General features: G+C 74.3%; 8 protein-coding genes and 2 pseudogenes. 2 read left to right on the forward strand and 8 right to left on the reverse strand.

The features are described 5' to 3' along the window. A pseudogene (locus TR46_RS42960) lies at window positions 1-252 on the forward strand (hypothetical protein); the annotation flags it as partial. 7 nt (window positions 253-259) lie between these two features. On the opposite strand, the gene TR46_RS36405 reads toward TR46_RS42960, so the two are convergent. From TR46_RS36405 to TR46_RS36420, 4 genes and pseudogenes are all read right to left on the reverse strand, one after another. Further along, window positions 260-1,444, reverse strand: a complete 1,185-nt coding sequence (locus TR46_RS36405) for a PP2C family protein-serine/threonine phosphatase (RefSeq protein WP_052433428.1) — start codon at window positions 1,442-1,444, stop codon at window positions 260-262. A gap of 163 nt (window positions 1,445-1,607) precedes the next feature. After that, the gene (locus TR46_RS36410) at window positions 1,608-5,009 is read right to left on the reverse strand and encodes an ATP-dependent helicase (protein ID WP_042411094.1); all 3,402 of its coding nucleotides are present in this window, start codon (window positions 5,007-5,009) and stop codon (window positions 1,608-1,610) included. Between the two features lie 55 nt (window positions 5,010-5,064). Beyond that, a pseudogene (locus tag TR46_RS45490) lies at window positions 5,065-8,522 on the reverse strand (ATP-dependent helicase). A gap of 216 nt (window positions 8,523-8,738) precedes the next feature. Beyond that, on the reverse strand, window positions 8,739-9,122 hold the full coding sequence (locus TR46_RS36420) for an MGMT family protein (RefSeq protein WP_042411082.1): 384 nt from the start codon (window positions 9,120-9,122) through the stop codon (window positions 8,739-8,741). Window positions 9,123-9,312: 190 nt separating this feature from the next. Here TR46_RS36420 and TR46_RS36425 point away from each other — a divergent pair, with 190 nt between their 5' ends. Beyond that, on the forward strand, window positions 9,313-12,048 hold the full coding sequence (locus TR46_RS36425) for a lysylphosphatidylglycerol synthase transmembrane domain-containing protein (protein ID WP_084719243.1): 2,736 nt from the start codon (window positions 9,313-9,315) through the stop codon (window positions 12,046-12,048). Between the two features lie 40 nt (window positions 12,049-12,088). Here TR46_RS36425 and moeZ read toward each other — a convergent pair whose 3' ends face one another. The 4 genes from moeZ to TR46_RS36445 form a co-directional block, all read right to left on the reverse strand. Beyond that, entirely contained in the window at window positions 12,089-13,267 is a 1,179-nt protein-coding gene (moeZ, locus tag TR46_RS36430; RefSeq protein WP_042411086.1) for an adenylyltransferase/sulfurtransferase MoeZ, read from the reverse strand. A 236-nt stretch (window positions 13,268-13,503) separates the two neighbouring features. Next, window positions 13,504-14,415 (reverse strand): NAD-dependent epimerase/dehydratase family protein, encoded by a 912-nt coding sequence (locus TR46_RS36435; RefSeq protein WP_042411088.1) that lies wholly within the window; start codon window positions 14,413-14,415, stop codon window positions 13,504-13,506. A gap of 79 nt (window positions 14,416-14,494) precedes the next feature. Further along, window positions 14,495-15,625 (reverse strand): hypothetical protein, encoded by a 1,131-nt coding sequence (locus TR46_RS38665; RefSeq protein ID WP_052433429.1) that lies wholly within the window; start codon window positions 15,623-15,625, stop codon window positions 14,495-14,497. Then, window positions 15,622-17,430 (reverse strand): DUF3492 domain-containing protein, encoded by a 1,809-nt coding sequence (locus TR46_RS36445; protein WP_042411090.1) that lies wholly within the window; start codon window positions 17,428-17,430, stop codon window positions 15,622-15,624. Before TR46_RS36445 ends, TR46_RS38665 begins: the two co-directional genes overlap by 4 nt. Window positions 17,431-17,838: the final 408 nt, after the last annotated feature.

Below are 17,838 nucleotides of genomic sequence, written 5' to 3' on the forward strand. Positions count from 1 at the left end.
CTCCAGCGGCAGCTGCGGGCCCGCCGGGGCGTGCGGCTGCGGCCGCGGCCTGCGGCGGCGCTGCCGCAGCGGGCGCTGCTGCAGGGCTGGCGGGACCTGGCCAGGACGCCGACCTATCCGGCGCACCGTCCCTCGGTCCAGTTCGACCATGTGCTCGCGGTCGGGGTGCCGCGCAGCTCGGTGCTCGGCAGCGACACCCCGGCGCTGGGGCTCTCGGACCACCGCCCGCTGCTGGTCCGGGTGGACCTCTGACGGCCGGTCAGTAGGTGCGCTGGGCCGACCTGCCGCGCGGGTGGCCGACGAAGCCGAACCGGCTCTGGTGCGGCTGCGGCCGGTCGGCCTCCTGCTCCTTGCCGTCGACCTGCGCCGGGACCGGGCCGAGCGGGCACGGGGCCGTCGGCGCGTACTGCAGCAGCAGCATCGCGGCGTCGTCGCCGAGCTGCCGGCCGACATGGCGGCGCACGTCCTCGTGCAGCCGCTCCAGCAGGTCGGCCGGGTCCTCGGCCGCGGCGACCGCCGGCAGCCGGTCGACCAGCGGGTAGAAGGCGCCCCAGCGGTCGCGGGCCTCGATCACCCCGTCGGTGAACAGCAGGATCCGGTCGCCGTCGTGCAGCGGCAGCTCCAGCACCGGCGGGTCGACCTCGGCCGGCTCCAGCACGCCGAGCGGCGGCACCGGCGAGGGCGGGTCCAGCGGCCGCACCGGCGACCCGTGCCGCAGCAGCAGCGGCGCGGGGTGACCGCAGTTGACGATCTCCAGCACATGGTCGGGTCGGACGCTCACCAGCACCAGGGTGACGAACTCCTCCTCGGTGCCCTCGTGGTCGTTCTCGTGCAGGGCGCGGTGCAGGCTGTCGGCGAGCCAGGCGGCGACCAGGTCCAGGGCCGGCTCCTGGTGCGCCGCCTCGCGAAAGGCGCCCAGCACGGCGGCGGCCGTCTCGACCGCCCCCAGGCCCTTGCCGCGCACGTCGCCGATGACGGCGCGGACACCGTAGCGGGTCTGCACCACCTCGTAGAGGTCGCCGCCGATCCTGGCGTGGGCGGCCGCCGCCGCGTAGTGGACGGCGGTCCGCATCGGGCCGACCCGGTCCGGGATGGAGCGCAGCAGCACCCGCTGGGCGACCTCGGAGACCAGCCGGGCGTCGGCGAGCGCCTGCTCCTGCCGGTTGCGCAGCAGCACACTGGTGGAGCCGATCGCCGCGATCAGGATCACCGCGAACACGCTCGCGGAGTGCACCGACTCGCTCATCGTGCCGTCGGCGGCGGCCAGTGCGAAGGCTGCGGCGACAGTGGCGCCGCCGACCGCGAGCGGGTACCAGGTGCGGCTGCTGACGACGGCGGCGAGGGCGGGGCCGGCGGTGAGCGCGGGCTCGAAAGTGACGCCGGGGTTTCCGCTGGCACGGTCGAGTGCGATCACCAGGGCGATGCCGAGGAAGGGCAGCGCCAATATGGCGCGGCTCCAATTGGTCAGACGGCGAAACCTTCCGGCGGCACTCAACGTCGTTATCTCCTGCGGGCACGGAGGATCTGAGCAGATTTCGATGGTGGGCTGGAGTTGACCGGTTCCTGACTCCACATTAGGCACGAAAAGGACATGCTGCACAGCCTTTTCACAAATCTTCCGTGGCCCCTCCACCCATGGACAGCCCATTTGGAGTAGCACCCGTCAGCAGGGCCTCCAGTTCCGGCCGTTCCGGCAGCGAATCGGGTCGCACCACACTGCCGCTCCGGACGTACAGGAATGCCGCGGAGACCTGTTCGATCGGAGTTCCGGTCGACTCCGCCCAGGCCAGCCGGTAGACCGCGAGCTGGAGCGGGTCGGCGGTCTCGCGCTGGTTGGTCTTCCAGTCGACCACCTCGAAACCGCCGTCGGCGGTCCGGTAGACCGCGTCGATTCGGCCGCGCACCACCCGCCCCGCGAGCAGCAACTGGAACGGCGCCTCCACCCGGTACGGGGTCGAGGCCGCATAGGGGGTGCGCAGAAAGGCCTCCTTGAGCCTGGCCAGATCCTGTTCGTCCTCGATTCCGTCGTCGTCGGCACCGGGCAGCGCGTCCTCGCCGAGCAGCATCAGCGGATCGAAGCGGGACTCCACCCAGGCGTGGAAACGGGTGCCCCGGCGGGCGGCCGGCTGCGGCGGACGCGGCATCGGCCGGGCCAGTTCGCGGGCGAAGCCCTCCGGGTCGGCGGCCAGCCGCAGCACCTGGGAGGCGGTCAGGGCGGCGGGCAGCGGGACGTCGCGGACCCGGGCGCGGGCCCGCAGCAGTTCGCCGCTGAGCGCTTCCAGGTCGCGGTCCCAGGCCGCGACCAGCCGCCGGTCCTCGGCGGCCAGGCCGCCGCCGCCCGGGACGGGGTCGTGTCCGGCGGGGCGGGGGGCGTCGTCGTACCCGGGATCCCAGTCGGGGTCGTCGGGCCCGGGCTCCCACTCGGGATCATCCGGCTCCGGCTCCGGCTCGGGCTCGGCCTCCGGTTCGACCGCGGCCGCGGCGAGGCCGGCCAGGACCCTCAGCCCGGCCTCGCGGCGGGCCGCCTGGGCGGCGCCGTCCAGCGGCAGCGGCCAGGGGTGTTCGGCGGTGCGGGCCAGCGAAGGGTTCTCGGCGTCCGGCCCGGGGGCCTCGGCCCAGGCCTCGATCTCACCGCCGGTGCCGTGTTCGCAGTAATCGCGCAACTGCTCCAGGAACGGCGAGGGACCGCGCCGCCGCTTCTGGGTCGGGCCCCACCAGTGCCCCGAGGCCAGCAGCAGATCGCGGGGCCGGGTGAAGGCGACATACCCGAGCCGCAGCTCCTCGGTCGCGGCGTGCTCCTTCATCTCCGCGGCGAAGGCCTTCATCCCCGCAGCGGTCCACGGCGGGGTGCCCGGCAGGGTGGCGCCGTCGCCGCGCAGCTCGTGCGGCAGCGCCTCGGCCCGGCTGGTCCAGCGCTCCCGGCCCTTCTCCCCCGGGAAGACCCCCTTGACCAGGCCGGGGACGGCGACCACATCCCACTCCAGGCCCTTGGACTTGTGCGCGGTGAGCACCTTCACGGTGTCGTCCCCGCCGGGAAGGGTGTTGTCCAGGCCCCGGTCGTACTCCTGGGCCGCCCGCAGGAAACCGAGGAAGGCCGAGAGCGAGGGGTCGCCGTCCAGGTCGGCGAAGCCGGCGGCGACGTCCAGGAAGGCGTTCAGGGTCTCCTTGCGGCGGGCGGCCAGCGCATGCGGCGAGGCCGCCAGCTCGACCTCCAGGCCGGTCACGGTCAGCACCCGGTGCAGCACGTCCATCAGCGGCTCGGACAGCGAGCGGCGCAGATCGCGTATCTCGGCGGCGATCCGTGCGAACCGGGCCCTGGCCTCGTCGGAGAACGGCAGCTCCGGGGTCTCCTCCCGGTCCGCGCGCAGAAAGGTCTCCAGGGCGTCGGCCAGCGAGACCACCTCGGTCGGATCCGTACCGGCGACGGCGCCGGCGAGACGGTCCTGCTCGTCCGCGCCGCCGACCCGGACCAGGTCGGCGGCGAGCCGGCCCAGCAGCGCCAGGTCGCGGGGGCCGATCCGCCAGCGCGGGCCGACCAGCAGCCGGACCAGGGCCGCATTGGCGGTCGGGTCCTGCAGCACCTCGCAGACCGAGACCAGGTCGGCGACCTCGGGCAGGTTCAGCAGCCCGGACAGGCCGACGACCTCCACCGGGACGTCCCGGGCCACCAGTGCGGCGTGGATGTCGGGGAACAGCTCCCGGCCGGCCCGGCACAGCACCGCGATCCTGCCCGGCGGTGTCCCGGTGCGCACCAGGTGGGCGATGGAGTCGGCGAGCCAGGCCACCTCCTCCTCATAGGTGTCCAGCAGGGCGCAGCGCAGAAGACCGTCGCGTTCGGCGCCGGGGGCGGGGCGCAGTGCTTCGACGCCCTGGTGCATCTCCCGCAGCGGGGCGGCCAGGGTGTTGGCGAACTCCAGCAGCCGACCGCCGCTGCGGCGGTTCTCGCTGAGCGAGTAGCGGGCGGCGGGATCCCCGGTGCCGGCGGGGAAGTGCAGCGGGAAGTCGTCCAGGTTGGCGACCGAGGCGCCGCGCCAGCCGTAGATGGCCTGGCAGGGGTCGCCGACCGCGGTGACCGGATGGCCGCCGCCGAAGTGCCCACTGGCGCCGAACAGTCCGGCCAGCAGCAGCCGCTGGGCCACCGAGGTGTCCTGGTACTCGTCCAGCAGCACCACCCGGAACTGCTCCCGCAGCAGTCGGCCGACCTCGGGCCGGGTCTGGGCCAGGACGGCGCAGGCGGCGATCTGGTCGCCGAAGTCCATCAGCCCGGCCTCGGCCTTGCGGCGGCGGTAGCGGAGCACCAGGTCCGCCAGCTCCAGCCGGGCGGCGGCGGCCCTGGGGACCTTGCGCAGCTCCTCGTTGGTGATCTTCGCGGCGGCCAGCTCGGCGAGCAGCGCGGTGTCGTACTCCTGGAGCCGCTCCGGCTGCACCAGGTGCTCGGACAGCTCGCCGTCCAGGGTCAGCAGCTCGGCGATCAGTGTGGAGAAACCGCTGGTCAGCGCGGGGTAGGGACCGGGCGCCTGGCGCAGCACGCGGGCCGCCAGCTGGTAGCGGGTGGCGTCGGCGAGCAGCCTCACGTCCGGCTCCAGGCCGATCCGCAGCCCGTGGTCCTTGAGCAGCCGGCCGGCGAAGGAGTGGTAGGTGGAGATCTCCGGCTCGCCCAGGACGTCGTCGGCGGTCACCGGTTCCAGCTCGACCACCCCCGCCTGTACCAGCGCCCGGCGCACCCGCTCGGCCAGTTCGCCGGCCGCCTTGTTGGTGAAGGTCAGCCCGAGCACCTGCTCGGGACGGACCTGTCCGGTGCCGACCAGCCAGACCACCCGGGCCGCCATCACCGTGGTCTTGCCCGAGCCCGCGCCCGCGACGATCACCGCGGGGGCGAGCGGCGCCGTGACGGCGCGCAGCTGCTCCGCGGTGAAAGGGATCCCCAGCAGCTCCTTGAGCTGCTCGGGACTGCTGACGGGCGGGTCGGCGGGATCGGCGGCCGTGGGGCCGGTGGTGCTCGGGCTCACCACAGGAACGCTATCCGGCCCCACTGACAGCCGGCCGACCGCACTCGGTCCGCCTTCACTCCACCACCTGCCGGCCCTCAGGATGTCCGCTGCAGCTGCGGCGGAAGGAGCAGTGGGTGCAGCCCGGGCCGACGGTCGGGGTGAAGCGCTCGTTGACGATCCGGTCGGCGGCCTCGGCGAGCAGGTCCTCGACCCAGCCGGGATCGCCCGCGATCGAGGGCTGGCCCTGGACCTTCGGGCTGTCCTCCTTGCCCGCGCCCTTGCCGGCCGGCTGCCGCAGCTGCACCAGCTCCGCCCCGCCCGGCTCCGGGCGCCCGCCCTCGAACGCCTCGACGCCGTCCACCGCGCCCTCGGCGACGGCCAGCTGGTACACCCCGAGCTGCGGGTGGGTCAGCAGCTCGGGTCCGCTCACCACATGCTTGCCGGTCTTGAAGTCGACGACGTAGGCCGCGCCGGTCCCGGTGTCGCGTTCGACCCGGTCCATGCTGCCCCTGATCCGGATCAGGTGGTCACCGGCCTTCAGCTCGACCTCGAAGGGGTGCTCGGTGGCCACCGGGACCCGGCCGCGCGCCGCGGCGTGCCAGGTCAGGAAGCGCTCCAGGGCCGCCCGGGCCTCGCCCTTCTCCTGCTCCGACTTCCACGGCGCGTCGAAGGCCAGCGCGTCCCAGACCGTGTCCAGACGCTCCATCAGCACGCCCAGGTCGGCCGGGGTCCGCCCGGAACCCACCTCCTCGGCCAGGACGTGCACCACGTTGCCGAAGCCCTGCGCCCCGCTGGACGCCTGCTCGGCGTGGACCTCGCGGCCCAGGAACCACTGCAGCCCGCAGGAGTTCACCTGGTCCAGCGCACTGCCGGAGAGCCGCAGCGGCTGCGCCGGATCGCGGACCGGGACGGTGTTCACGGTCGGATCGGCCATCCCCCACCAGCGCTGCGGATGCGCCGAGGGGACGAGTGGATAGCCGTCCTCGTCGGTGAGCGCCGCCAGTCGGACCAGCCGCCGGGCCGCGGCCTCACGCAGCGCCGGGTCCCTGGCCGGGTCGACGGTGACCGCCCGCAGCTCGGCGACCAGCGCCGCGACCGCGAGCGGGCGGCGCGGGCGGTGGGTGACGTCCTCGACCCGTACGTCCGGGACCCGGCTGCCGTCCGGACGCTCCCGGTAGAGCTCGCGCAGGAAGCGTGACGGTTCGTCACCGTCCTCGGCCGGGGCCTTCACCGCGGTGACCACCAGCCGCTCCTTGGCCCGGGTCGCGGCCACGTAGAACAGCCGCCGCTCCTCGGCGAGCAGGGCGCCCGGGGTCAGCGGTTCGGCGATGCCGCTGCGGCCGATCCGGTCCGCCTCCAGCAGCGAACCGCGGCGGCGCAGATCCGGCCAGAGCCCCTCCTGCACACCGGCGACCACCACCAGCCGCCACTCCAGCCCCTTGGAGCGGTGCGCGGTGAGCAGCCGCACCGCGTCCGGCCGCACCGTGCGGCCGGAGAGGGTGTCGGCGGCGATGTCCTGCTGCTCCAGCTCGGCGAGGAAATTGAGCGCGCCGCGCGGACCCTTGACCCGCTCCTCGGCCCGGGCGGCGGTCTCGAACAGGGCGCAGACCGCGTCCAGGTCGCGGTCGGCGTTGCGGCCGGCCGTGCCCGGACGCAGCGCGGCCGTCTCCAACCGGCGGCGCCAGCGCTCGGAGCCGTCCCACAGCGCCCACAGCGCCTCCTCGGCGGAGGCCCCGCCGGAGATCATCTCGCGGACCTTGCGCAGCAGCTGGCCCAGGTGCAGCGCGCGGCCGGCGAAGGAGCGGTCATGGGTGACCAGCCGCTCGGGCTCCGCCAGCGCCTCACGGACCAGCACCTCGGCGGGGCGGACCGCGCGCGGCTGCCGGCCGGCCGCCCCCCGCCGTCGTCCCGCGCCGCTTCCGCCGCTTCCGCCGCGTGTGCCGTCTGTGCCGCGGCCTCGCGGCGCAGCAGGGCGCGCTCCTCCTCGCGCAGGGCCCGGCCGAGCCGGCGCAGGTCGGAGCCGTCCAGGCCGCCCAGCGGACCGGTGAGCAGGGTGTGCGCGATCTCGGTGCTGAGCGGGTCCTCCGCGTAGGGGCCCTCGGGGTCGTCCGGCGCCTCCGCGCCGCTGCGGCGCCGGTCCCGTACCGCGCCGACCGCGCACACCCGCAGCGCCGTGAGCATCGGGGCCACCGCAGGCTCCAGGTGCAGCGGCAGGTCGTCGCCGTCTATCTCCAGCGGCACCCCGGCCGAGCTCAGCGCCCGCCGGAAGCCCGGGATCGACCGGCCGCCGGCCCGGACCAGCACCGCCATCTCGCTCCAGGGCACGCCCTGTTCCAGATGGGCGCGGCGGAGCAGGTCGGCGATGTTGTCGATCTCGGAGCCCGGGGTCGGGTAGGTGTACACCTCGACCTGGCCGCCCGGGCGGCTGGGGATCAGCCCGCGGTGCTGCTCCAGCGCCTGCGCCGGGAGCCGTCCCATCGGCATCCGCTCGGTCAGCGTGCGGCCGGCCGCGAGCAGCACTTCGCCGGAGCGGCGGGAGACCCGCAGCACCCGGATCGCCGCCGGGCTGCCGTCGGCCTGCGGGAAGTCCTGCGGGAAGTCCAGGATGCCGTTGATGTCGGCGCCCCGGAAGGCGTAGATGGACTGGTCCGGATCGCCGACGGCGACCAGCTCGCGACCGTCGCCGGCCAGCGCCTGCAACAGCCTGACCTGGGCCGGGTCGGTGTCCTGGTACTCGTCGACGAAGACCACCCGGTACTGCCGCCGCAACTGCTCGCGGACCTCCGGGCGCTCGGCCAGCAGCACCGCCCGGTGCACCAGCTCGGCGTAGTCCAGCACGCCGTAGCTGTCCAGCACGTCGAGGTACTCGGCCAGGAATTCGGCGGCGGCGTGCCAGTCGGGGCGGCCCACCTCGGCGGCGAAGCGGCGCAGCGCGTCCTCGCCGAGGCCCAGCTCACGGGCGCGGGCCAGCACGGCGCGGACCTCGTCGGCGAAGCCGCGGGTGGTCAGGCAGGCCCGCAGCTCGTCCGGCCAGCGGATGCCGCGGCCCTCGCGGGCGTCCTCGGCGCCGCCGGCCAGCAGGCCGCGCACCATCACGTCCTGCTCGGGGCCCGACAGCAGCCGGATCGGGTCGGCGAAGAGGTCGGCGTCCTGGTGGGCCCGGACCAGGGTGTAGCAGAACGAGTGGAACGTGGTGGCCTGCGGGACGCCGCCGGGTCCGGCCGCACCCTTCCCCGCGGCCCCCGCCCGCGCGGTCATACGGTCGCGCAGCTCCACGGCGGCCTTGCGGCTGAAGGTGAGGACCAGGATCTCCTCGGCCGGGACCCCCTCGGCGATCCGCCGGGTCACCGCCTCGACCAGGGTGGTGGTCTTCCCGGTGCCCGGTCCGGCCAGGACCAGCAGCGGCCCCCCGCGGTGGTCCACGACCGCCTGCTGGTAGGCGTCGAGGACAGGGGGCTCGGGCGTCGCGAGCGGGTCGCGCACCAGGCGGTACGCGCCCCCGCGCACCGGGGGGTCGGACTGGGAGGTCATCGGGCGGTCCAGGGGGCAGTGCAAACAGGAGGGCGGCGGACACCGGGGCGAGTCGTCCGGTCAGGCGTCGTCGTCCGGTCAGGCGTCCCAGACGTCGTCCGCTACCGCGAGCCTACGATCCTCCACCGTCACTCACGCTGTTGTCATGGGTTCACGGGAACCTCTGCGCGCCGCTCCGAAATTGTCGTACCCCTGTGCTACCGGGTGCCGACAGCCCTACCGCCCGTCCCAGCGGGCCCGGGAGAGATCCACCCTGGGCAGGTCCTCGGCGGCCGCGGACCCCCGCGCCGGCCCCCGTCCGCGCACGCTGCGCAGCGGGGTGCCCTCGGCCCGGTACCGCTCCAGCGCCCGCAGCTCGTGCCCCGGCAGCAGCGCGCCGTCCGCCCGCACCACCCGCCACCAGGCCACCGCGCCGCCGTACAGCGCCATCACCCGCCCGACCTGGCGCGGTCCCCCCTCTTCCAGGTACTCGGCGACGTCCCCGTAGGTCATCACCCGCCCGGACGGGATGCGCTCCGTCAGCTCCAGCACCAGCTCCGCGAAGGGCGGCAGCTCCCCGGGCTCCTCTTGCGACTCACGGTTCCCGCTCACCCGACGCATTGTGTCCTATCCCACTGACCGTCCCGACACGTACGGGTGGAGCACTCCGGGAACCTCCTCGCCCACCCGGGCGGAGGAATGTAGCATCCGCCAGGGACCTGAACCGGGGCCCCTGACACCGACGCGCTCACTCCACCCATGCCACCCTTGAGGGGTCGGTGACAGGCGACCAGAAGGCACAGACATTCAGATGACCGGATCGAGCGCGAGCGCCGACCAGGCAGCGGACGCCTCCGGCACCATGCCCGACGACACCGCGGGTGCCGCCGCGGGCCCGGCCCCGGAGTCATCTGCCCAGGCCGGCACGGACGCCACGGCCGTTCCGCCGGCCCTTCCGCCTGCCGGTCCCCCGGTCGTCCCGCCGGTCGTCGACCTGGTCAAGGCCCCCGGTCTGCAGCACCGCTCCACCCTTCCGGCCGAGACCCGGCCCAGCTCCCACGTCGCCGTGGACGAGCCGCTGCTGGCGGCCCGGGTGCACCGCCCGTCCGACCTGATCCGCTTCCTGATGGGCATCCTCGGCGTCGCCGCCGTACTGGTGCTGGCCAGCATCGCCACCTCGACCACCACCGGGCTGCAGAGCGACATCTCCGCCGGGGTCACCAAGGTCCCCAGCTTCCTCACCACCATCACCGGGGTGATCTCCACCGCCGCGGTGCTGATCGTCCCGCTGGCCTTCGCGGTGGAGCGGCTGATCAAACGGGACGGCCTGCGGGTCGCCGACGGCGTGCTGGCGGCGGTACTGGCGCACGGCATCTCGCTGGCCGTCGACCTGTGGGTGGTCAAGGCCGCACCGGAGTCCATCACCGCCGCGCTGACCCAGCAGATCCCCAACACCACCACGCTCACCGACCCGGTGCACGGCTACCTGACCCCGGTCATCGCCTATATGACGGCGGTGGGCATGGCCAGCCGCCCGCGCTGGCGGGTCGCACTGTGGGGCGTGGTGCTGCTGGACGGCCTGTCCGAACTCATCAGCGGCCACACCACCCCGCTGTCCATTGCAGTAACCATCCTGCTGGGCCTGACCGTGGCCTACGGCACCCTCTACGCCGTCGGCACCCCGAATGTCCGCCCCACCGGCGAGACCCTGCTCGCCGGACTGCGCAAGGTCGGCTTCGCCCCCCTCAGCGCCCACCGCTCCTCCGACGGCCCCGAGGGCACCCGCCGCTACCTGGTGATCCAGGAGCGCGCGCTGCCACTGGACGTCCATGTCATCGACCGGGAGCAGCAGGCCTCAGGCTTCTTCTACCGGCTCTGGCGGCGGCTGCAGCTGCGCACCGTGACCGTCCGCTCCAGCCCGCAGTCGCTGCGCCAGGCGCTGGAGCAGGAGGCGCTGATCGCCTACGCCGCTAACGCGGCCGGGGCGCACTCCCCCAAGCTGATCGCCACCTCCGAACTGGGCCCGGACGCGGTGATCCTGGTCTACGAACGGGTCGAGGGCCGCTCACTGGACCTCGCGGACGACGCGGAGCTCACCGACGACGTCCTCGCCGACGCCTGGACCTCGGTCAAGGCCCTGCACGACCGCCGGATCGCGCACCGCCGGCTCACCAGCGAGTCGCTGCTGGTGACCCCGCCCACCGCGACCACCCCGGACAGCGGGATCTGCCTGATCAACCTGGCCGGCGGCGACATCGCCTCCGGCGACCTGACGCTGCGGATGGACCTGGCCCAGCTGCTCACCACACTGGCCCTGCGGGTCGGCCCGGAGCGCGCGGTGGCCTCCGCCAACAAGGTGCTGGGCTCCGGCCGGACCGCCAGCGCCATGCCGCTGCTGCAGCCCGTCGGGCTGCACCGCTCCACCCGGCTGGCCCTGAAGCACCACAACAGCGAGCACAAGGCCGCGGTGGCGGCCGCCCGCACCGAACAGATGAAGGCGGGGGTGAAGGTCGAGGACGCCCTGACCGCCAACCCCGATCCGCAGGACTTCCTCTCGCAGATCCGCGAGCAGATCCTGGAGGTCGCCCCGCAGGCCCCGGTGGAGCCGGCCAGGCTGCAGCGGCTCAAGCCGAAGACCCTGATCACCCTGGTCGCCGGGGCGTTCGCGGCCTACCTGCTGCTGGGCCAGCTGGCGGCGGCCAACCCGGCCAGCGCGTTCAGCCACGCCAAGTGGGCCTGGGCGCTGGCCGCGCTGGCGGCCTCGGCACTCAGCTACGTCGGCGCGGCGATGAGCCTGGCCGGCTTCGTCCCGGAGCAGCTGCCGTTCTGGCGGACGCTGTGGGCACAGGTCGCGGGCAGCTTCGTGAAGCTGGTGGCGCCGGCCGCGGTCGGCGGGGTGGCCCTGAACGCCCGCTTCCTGCAGCGGGCCGGGGTGCGCCCCGGGCAGGCCGTGGCCAGCGTGGGCGCCTCCCAGCTGGTCGGTCTGGGGATGCACATCCTGCTGCTGCTGGGCTTCGGCTTCGTCGCCGGGACCGGCAGCGGCAAGGGCTCGGACATCCCCTCCTCCCGGACCGTGATCGCCGGGCTGCTGGTGGCGGCGGTGCTGGTGCTGGTGGGCGCGGCGGTGCCGCCGGTCCGGCGCTGGACGGTGACCCGGCTGCGGACCCTGTTCATCGGCGTGATCCCGCGGATGCTGGACCTGCTGCGCTCCCCCTCCAAGATCGCCACCGGCTTCGGCGGCATCACCCTGGTCTCGCTGGCGTTCGTGGCCTGCCTGGACACCAGCATCCGCGCCTTCGGCGAGTCGCTGCCGTTCGCCACCATCGCCGTGGTCTACCTGGCCGGCAACGCGGCCGGTTCGGCCGTGCCGACCCCGGGCGGGATCGGCGCGATCGAGACCCTGCTCATCGGCGGGCTCACCGGCGCGGGGCTGCCGCTGACCGTGGCGACCCCGGCCGTGCTGCTGTTCCGGCTGCTCACCTTCTGGCTGCCGGTGCTGCCCGGCTGGATCGCCTTCAGCTTCCTGCAACGCAAGGAAGCCCTGTGACGGGACGTCACAGGGCTTCCCGGGCAGATCGGACCTGCTCCTAGTACACCGGCTTCTCGGGCTCGATCTGGTTGACCCAGCCGATCACGCCGCTGCCCAGGTGGACCGCGTCGGCGAAGCCGGCCGAGTGCAGCACGGCCAGCACCTCGGCCGAGCGGACACCGGTCTTGCAGTGCAGCACGATCTTCTTGTCCTGGGGCATCCGCTCCAGGGCGTTGCCCATCAGGAAGTCGCCCTTGGGGATCAGCGTGGCACCCGGGATGTTGACGATCTCGTACTCGCCGGGCTCGCGGACGTCGACCAGGAAGATGTCCTCCTTGTCGTCCTGCCACTGCTTCAGCTGCTTGGGCGTGATGGTCGAGCCCAGCGCCGCCGCCTGCGCCTCGTCGCTGACGACACCGCAGAAGGCGTCGTAGTCGATCAGGTCGGTGACGGTCGGGTTCTCGCCGCAGAGCGCGCAGTCGGGGTCCTTCCGGACCTTGACCTGGCGGTACTGCATCTCCAGGGCGTCGTAGATCATCAGTCGGCCCACCAGCGGCTCGCCGATGCCGGCCAGCAGCTTGATGGCCTCGGTGACCTGGATCGCGCCGATCGACGCGCACAGCACGCCCAGCACGCCGCCCTCGGCGCAGGAGGGCACCATGCCGGGCGGCGGGGCCTCCGGGTAGAGGCAGCGGTAGCAGGGGCCGTGCTCGGCCCAGAACACGCTGGCCTGACCGTCGAAGCGGTAGATCGAGCCCCAGACGTAGGGCTTGCCGAGCAGCACCGCGGCGTCGTTCACCAGGTAGCGAGTGGCGAAGTTGTCGGTGCCGTCGACGATCAGGTCGTACTGCGCGAAGATCTCCTTGACGTTGTCCACGTCCAGGCGGGTCTCGTGCAGGATCACGTTGACGTAGGGGTTGATCTCCTTGACCGAGTCACGGGCGGACTCGGCCTTGGAACGGCCGATGTCGGCCTGACCGTGGATGATCTGGCGCTGGAGGTTGGACTCGTCGACGGTGTCGAACTCGACGATGCCGAGAGTGCCGACACCTGCCGCGGCGAGGTACATCAGCGCGGGAGAGCCCAGGCCGCCGGCGCCCACACAGAGCACCTTGGCGTTCTTCAACCGCTTCTGCCCGTCCATCCCGACATCCGGGATGATCAGGTGGCGGGAGTACCTGCGGACCTCGTCCACGGTGAGCTCAGCGGCCGGCTCGACCAGGGGTGGCAGCGACACGGGGGACTCCGTTAGTCGTCATTACGGGTTTTCTCCGCCAACAGTGCCACGGCGGGGGCTATTCCCAAGCCCCCGGTCCGAGGTACGAGACAGACCGTGAGACGACTCCCTCCGGGCCGCAGCAGTCCCCCACACCCTTGAGTTGCTGCAACTGAGCCAGTTGCAGCCCCCAGGGGCGCGAGGAACCGCGCGCCCAGCCACGCACAGCCCGCAGCCGGGAATCCCTCAGCAGTTCCCTAGACGCGACAGGCCGTCTCCATCCAGATATCGGCCAGCGACTCCTCCAGGGGAACCCGCGGCCGCCAGCCCAACCGCTCCCGCGCCGTACGGATGTCGGCCTGCCGCCACAGCACCTCCCCGGGGCGGTCAGCCCCGTCCGCGCCGGGGATGGGGCTGCGGGTCTCCTCCATCAGCCGGCCCTCGAACCCGGAGGCCCGCACCAGCAGGTGCGCGGCGTCCCGCATCCGCACCCCGCTGCCGCCGCCGATATTGATCACCCCGGTGGCAGCCGAGACCGCGGCCGCCTGGACCGCCCTGGCGACGTCCCGCACATCGACGAAATCCCGGAAGGCCGACAGGTCCGCCGACCGCACCTGCGGCTCACTGCGCTCCAGGGCCCGGCGCAGGCCTTCGGAGAGCCGCCCGAACAGCGAGCCGGCGGGAACGCCGGGACCCACCGCGTCGAAGATCCGCAGCACCACCGCGTCCAGCCCGGAGGACAGCGCGAGTTCGGTGCCGGCCAGCTTGGTGACCCCGTAGGGGCCGATCGGGCGCGGTTCGGCGCTCTCCGCGGTGGAGGTGCCGATCGGCACCGGGCCGTACTCCGCGGCGGAGCCGACATGGACCAGCCGGGCCGGGTCGTGGCTGCGGCGGATCGCCTCGCAGACGGTGGCGACCGCCTGGGTATTGGCCTTCACCAGGTCCCGCGGGGTGCCGTAGGTGACGCCCGCGCAGTTCACCACCACCCGGGGCATCACCGCGTCCAGGAACCGGGCCAGCGCGCCCGGACTGCCCGCGGCGAGGTCGAAGCGGATGTCGGCGGTGTCCCGTCGGCCCAGCACGGTCACCTGCAACTCGGGGTCGGCGAAGAGACGGTCGGCGACGCGGCGGCCGATGAATCCATCGGCGCCCAGCAGCAGCACCCTCATGGTGCGGTCCTTCCTTGAGCGGGCCGGTAGCGGCCAGCGATGTGCAGGTTGACGTGGTGGGTGGCGGAGCGCGGCGGTCTCACTCGACCAGGTCGCGGTGCGACTCCGGGCGCAGCAACACCACCCAGGCGTAGGGCAGCAGCAGCGCCGCCGTGATGCCGAAGCCCCAGAGCAGGGCGGTGGCGAAACCGGCTGTCGCTCCGCTGCCGCCGTACCCGCCGCCGCCCGGCAGCGCGGCGGGTACGGCGGCAGCGGCGACGCCCAGCGCGGAGAGTCCGCAGAGCAGCCCGGCCAGCGCGTCGGCGGTCCTGCCGCACCGCCAGAGCAGCACCACCACCAGCAGGACGGCGCCGACGCACTCCTGGGCCGCCCAGGCCGTGCCGTCGGCCCCGCGGACCCCGGCGGCCAGGCCGCCGTCGGCGGTCCGGGGCCGGTGCAGGGTCAGCGCGGCGAAGGTCAGCGCGGACAACGCGGTCAGGAACAGCGCGACCGCGACCGGCAGCACCGGGCGCATCCGCTCGCGGAACCCGGCCCGCGAGCGGGCCGCGCCGAGGTGGCCCCAGCCGATGTGCCGGAACCAGCGGGCGCACCAGTCGGCCGCCCCGAGCCCGCAGGCCAGGGCCGCGGCCATGGCCGGGTCCGTCCCGCCGGTGGCGCAGAGGCCCAGCACGGCTGCCACGCCGGCGGCGTAGCCGAAGCGGGCGCCGAAGGAGCGGGCACTGTGGCGGCGGCCCCCGGCACCGGGGCCCCCGCCCGCGGTACCGGCGGCCACCAGGGCGAGCAGGACCACCACGGTCAGGTCCACCCCGATGCCGCGTCCGGCCCCGCCGGTCCGCCGGGCCAGCCACAGTGCGGCGCTGGGCAGCAGGTAGAGCACCGCGGCGAGCAGGGCCGGACCGGCCCGCCGCCGCCATGGGCTCTCCGGCGGCGGTGCCCGGTGCGCCTCGGGCCGCCGCGGCACCCGTGCGTAGAGCTCCTCGGCGAGTGAGAAGACATCGCTGTGCCGGTAGCGCCCGGCCGTACCGGGGCCCATACCGGCCGCCTCCAGCTCGGCGGCGATCTCCAGCGGGTGCACCGCCGTCTCGCACAGTGCCAGATGACGGACCAGCAGATCGTGGACCGGATCGGCGGTGGCGCGGTCGGTGGCCCGCTCGTCGGCCCGGTCCGCGCTACGGTCCGAGGGGACGGCGGCGCCGGTTCGCGGGCTCATCCGGTACCAGCCCCCTCGGCCCCGGAGACCGCCCCGACCAGGGCCGCCCCGGGACCTGCACCGACGCCCGCACCGACCGGAACCGGGACGGGCCCCGGCTGCGAGGTCGTCCGCTGCTGCTCCTGGGCCTGCGCCACCGGTCGCGCCGCCCTGCGCCGCAGGTCGGCCAGGATCGTCCCGGCCCGTCGCGGCCGGCCCGCGACGGCGTCCTGGACCGTGTACAGCGCGGTCGGGGACGACACCGCCAGGGTCTCGGCCGCGACCCGGACCTCCGCGGTGCGGCCGAAGGGCCGTCGCGCCGCCGCGAGGCCGACGGGAGTCCCGGCGCTCGGCAGCCGGGAGGCGAGCTCCAGGTAGAGGCCGCGGAAGGCCGCCGCCGCGGGCTCCACCGCGTAGAGCTCCTGGGCCCGCAGCCTCCCCGCGTTGCCCAGCCGGGAGCGGCGTTCCGGATCGCGCAGCAGCGCCGAGCAGGCCGCCGCCAGCGCCCCCGGGTCCTCGGCGGGGACCAGTAGCCCGGTGGGTCCGACCAGTTCGCGGGCCGCGCCGACATCCGTGGCGACCACCGGCCGTCCGCTGAGCATGGCCTCGGCGACCAGCATCGGGCGCGGACCCTCGGTGCCGGAGAACACGATCACGGTGCCGCCCGCATGGGCGTCACGCAGCCGCTGGGCGCGGCCCCCCGCCTTCTCCTCGGCGCCGCACCCGAACCGGACGGCATCCGGGTCCTCCGGGAACAGCTCCGCGGCCAGTTCGCGGCAGTGCCGGGCGCCCTCCGCTGCGGCGCGCGACCCGTTCGGGGCACTGCCGCGCACCAGCAGGCGCACACCGGCGTGCTCGGTCCGCAGCCGGGCGAAGGCCAGCAGCATGGTCTCCAGACCCCCGTACGGCTCGGTCGGGCCGCTCCAGACCAGGGTGTCCACGGCCGGCTCGGCCCCGGCGGCCGGAAGGTCCGCGCTGGGGGTGCCCTCATGGACCACCCGGACCGCCGCCGGGTCGGCGCCGCAGTGGATCTGCCAGCGCTGGTCGAAGCTGCTGCCCGGCGTGATCAGCCCGGCCTGCCGATAGGCCTCGCGGGCCAGTAGCCGGAAGAACGTGAGCATCAGCGCCCTGACCGGTCGCCGATAGGGCGCGTCACGGTAGCCCCTGGCGCGTTCGCGCAGGTGGAGGCTGTGCTCGGTGATGATCAGCGGTATTCCGTAGAAGTGCTTGGCCAGCAGGCCCGGCAGTACCGCCAGGCCGCCGCCGAGGGCGTGGCAGAGGTCCGAGCCGGTCAGTCCCTCAGGGCGCCGCTCGTCGTACCAGGGCGCGGACAGCGCCCTGAGGCAGTGCGCCAGCAGGTCGGCCGCGACCAGTGCGTCCCGCACCAGCGGTTCGCCCGCCGATCCCGTACCGCTGGCGACGACCGCCCCGGGCGCCTTCCAGGCCGCCTCGATGATCCGCAGAGCCGCCCCGGACCGGAGTAAGGCGGCCAGGCCGCCACCGCGTCCGGCCTCCGCCAGGGTGTACAGCGCGGGGCCGAACTCCTCCGCCGCGGCCGGCTCGACCAGTGAGCGGAGCAGCCCGCGGTAGGCGGCCAGCGCCCGCCGCCTGGCCCGGCCGTGCAGCACCGCCGGACGCGGGTCGGCCCGGCGCAGCCCGGACAGCCGGCCCGGAGGCGGCTCCGCCACGACGTCACGGCCCGCAGCGCCCAGTGCGTACAGCTCGAACTCGTGCTCGGCCAGCTCCCGGGTGAGCCGGTCGCACCAGCCGCCTTCGGCACTCTCGGCAGCGAGGGAGGCACTCTCGGTGAGCAGGGCGATGCGCATGGAGACCTCCGCGGCAAGGACAGGTGATGGAGAGGCCCGTGGGCAGCGGTGGTGTGTGACCCCGCCCCCCGACGTCTGTTCGGCCCGACGGGATGAAACTACGACCGGCCACCGACAGCCACTCGACCATCCGGCCGCCTACCACCCGAAGGAGTGAACCGCCGAAACCCCTGGCTGACTGCGGCGTTGACGCACGTCGCCCCAGCCGTCCCCGCCGCCCCGGTAACCCCCGGCCGTCCCGTTCGTTGCGCCGGACGTGATCGGCACATCCACCCGGGATACGCCCGGGGCAACCCTCGGCCGGCTGTCCACCGCACTGCTGGCCCTGGCCTGCACCGGAGCGCTCGTCACTGCGTGCGCCCCCGCCCACCACCCCGCCCCGCGAGCGCCCGCGGCGCCGCCCCGCAG

Origin of the sequence: Streptacidiphilus carbonis, assembly GCF_000787775.1 — a bacterium.
GTDB classification, from domain to species: Bacteria; Actinomycetota; Actinomycetes; order Streptomycetales; family Streptomycetaceae; genus Streptacidiphilus; species Streptacidiphilus carbonis.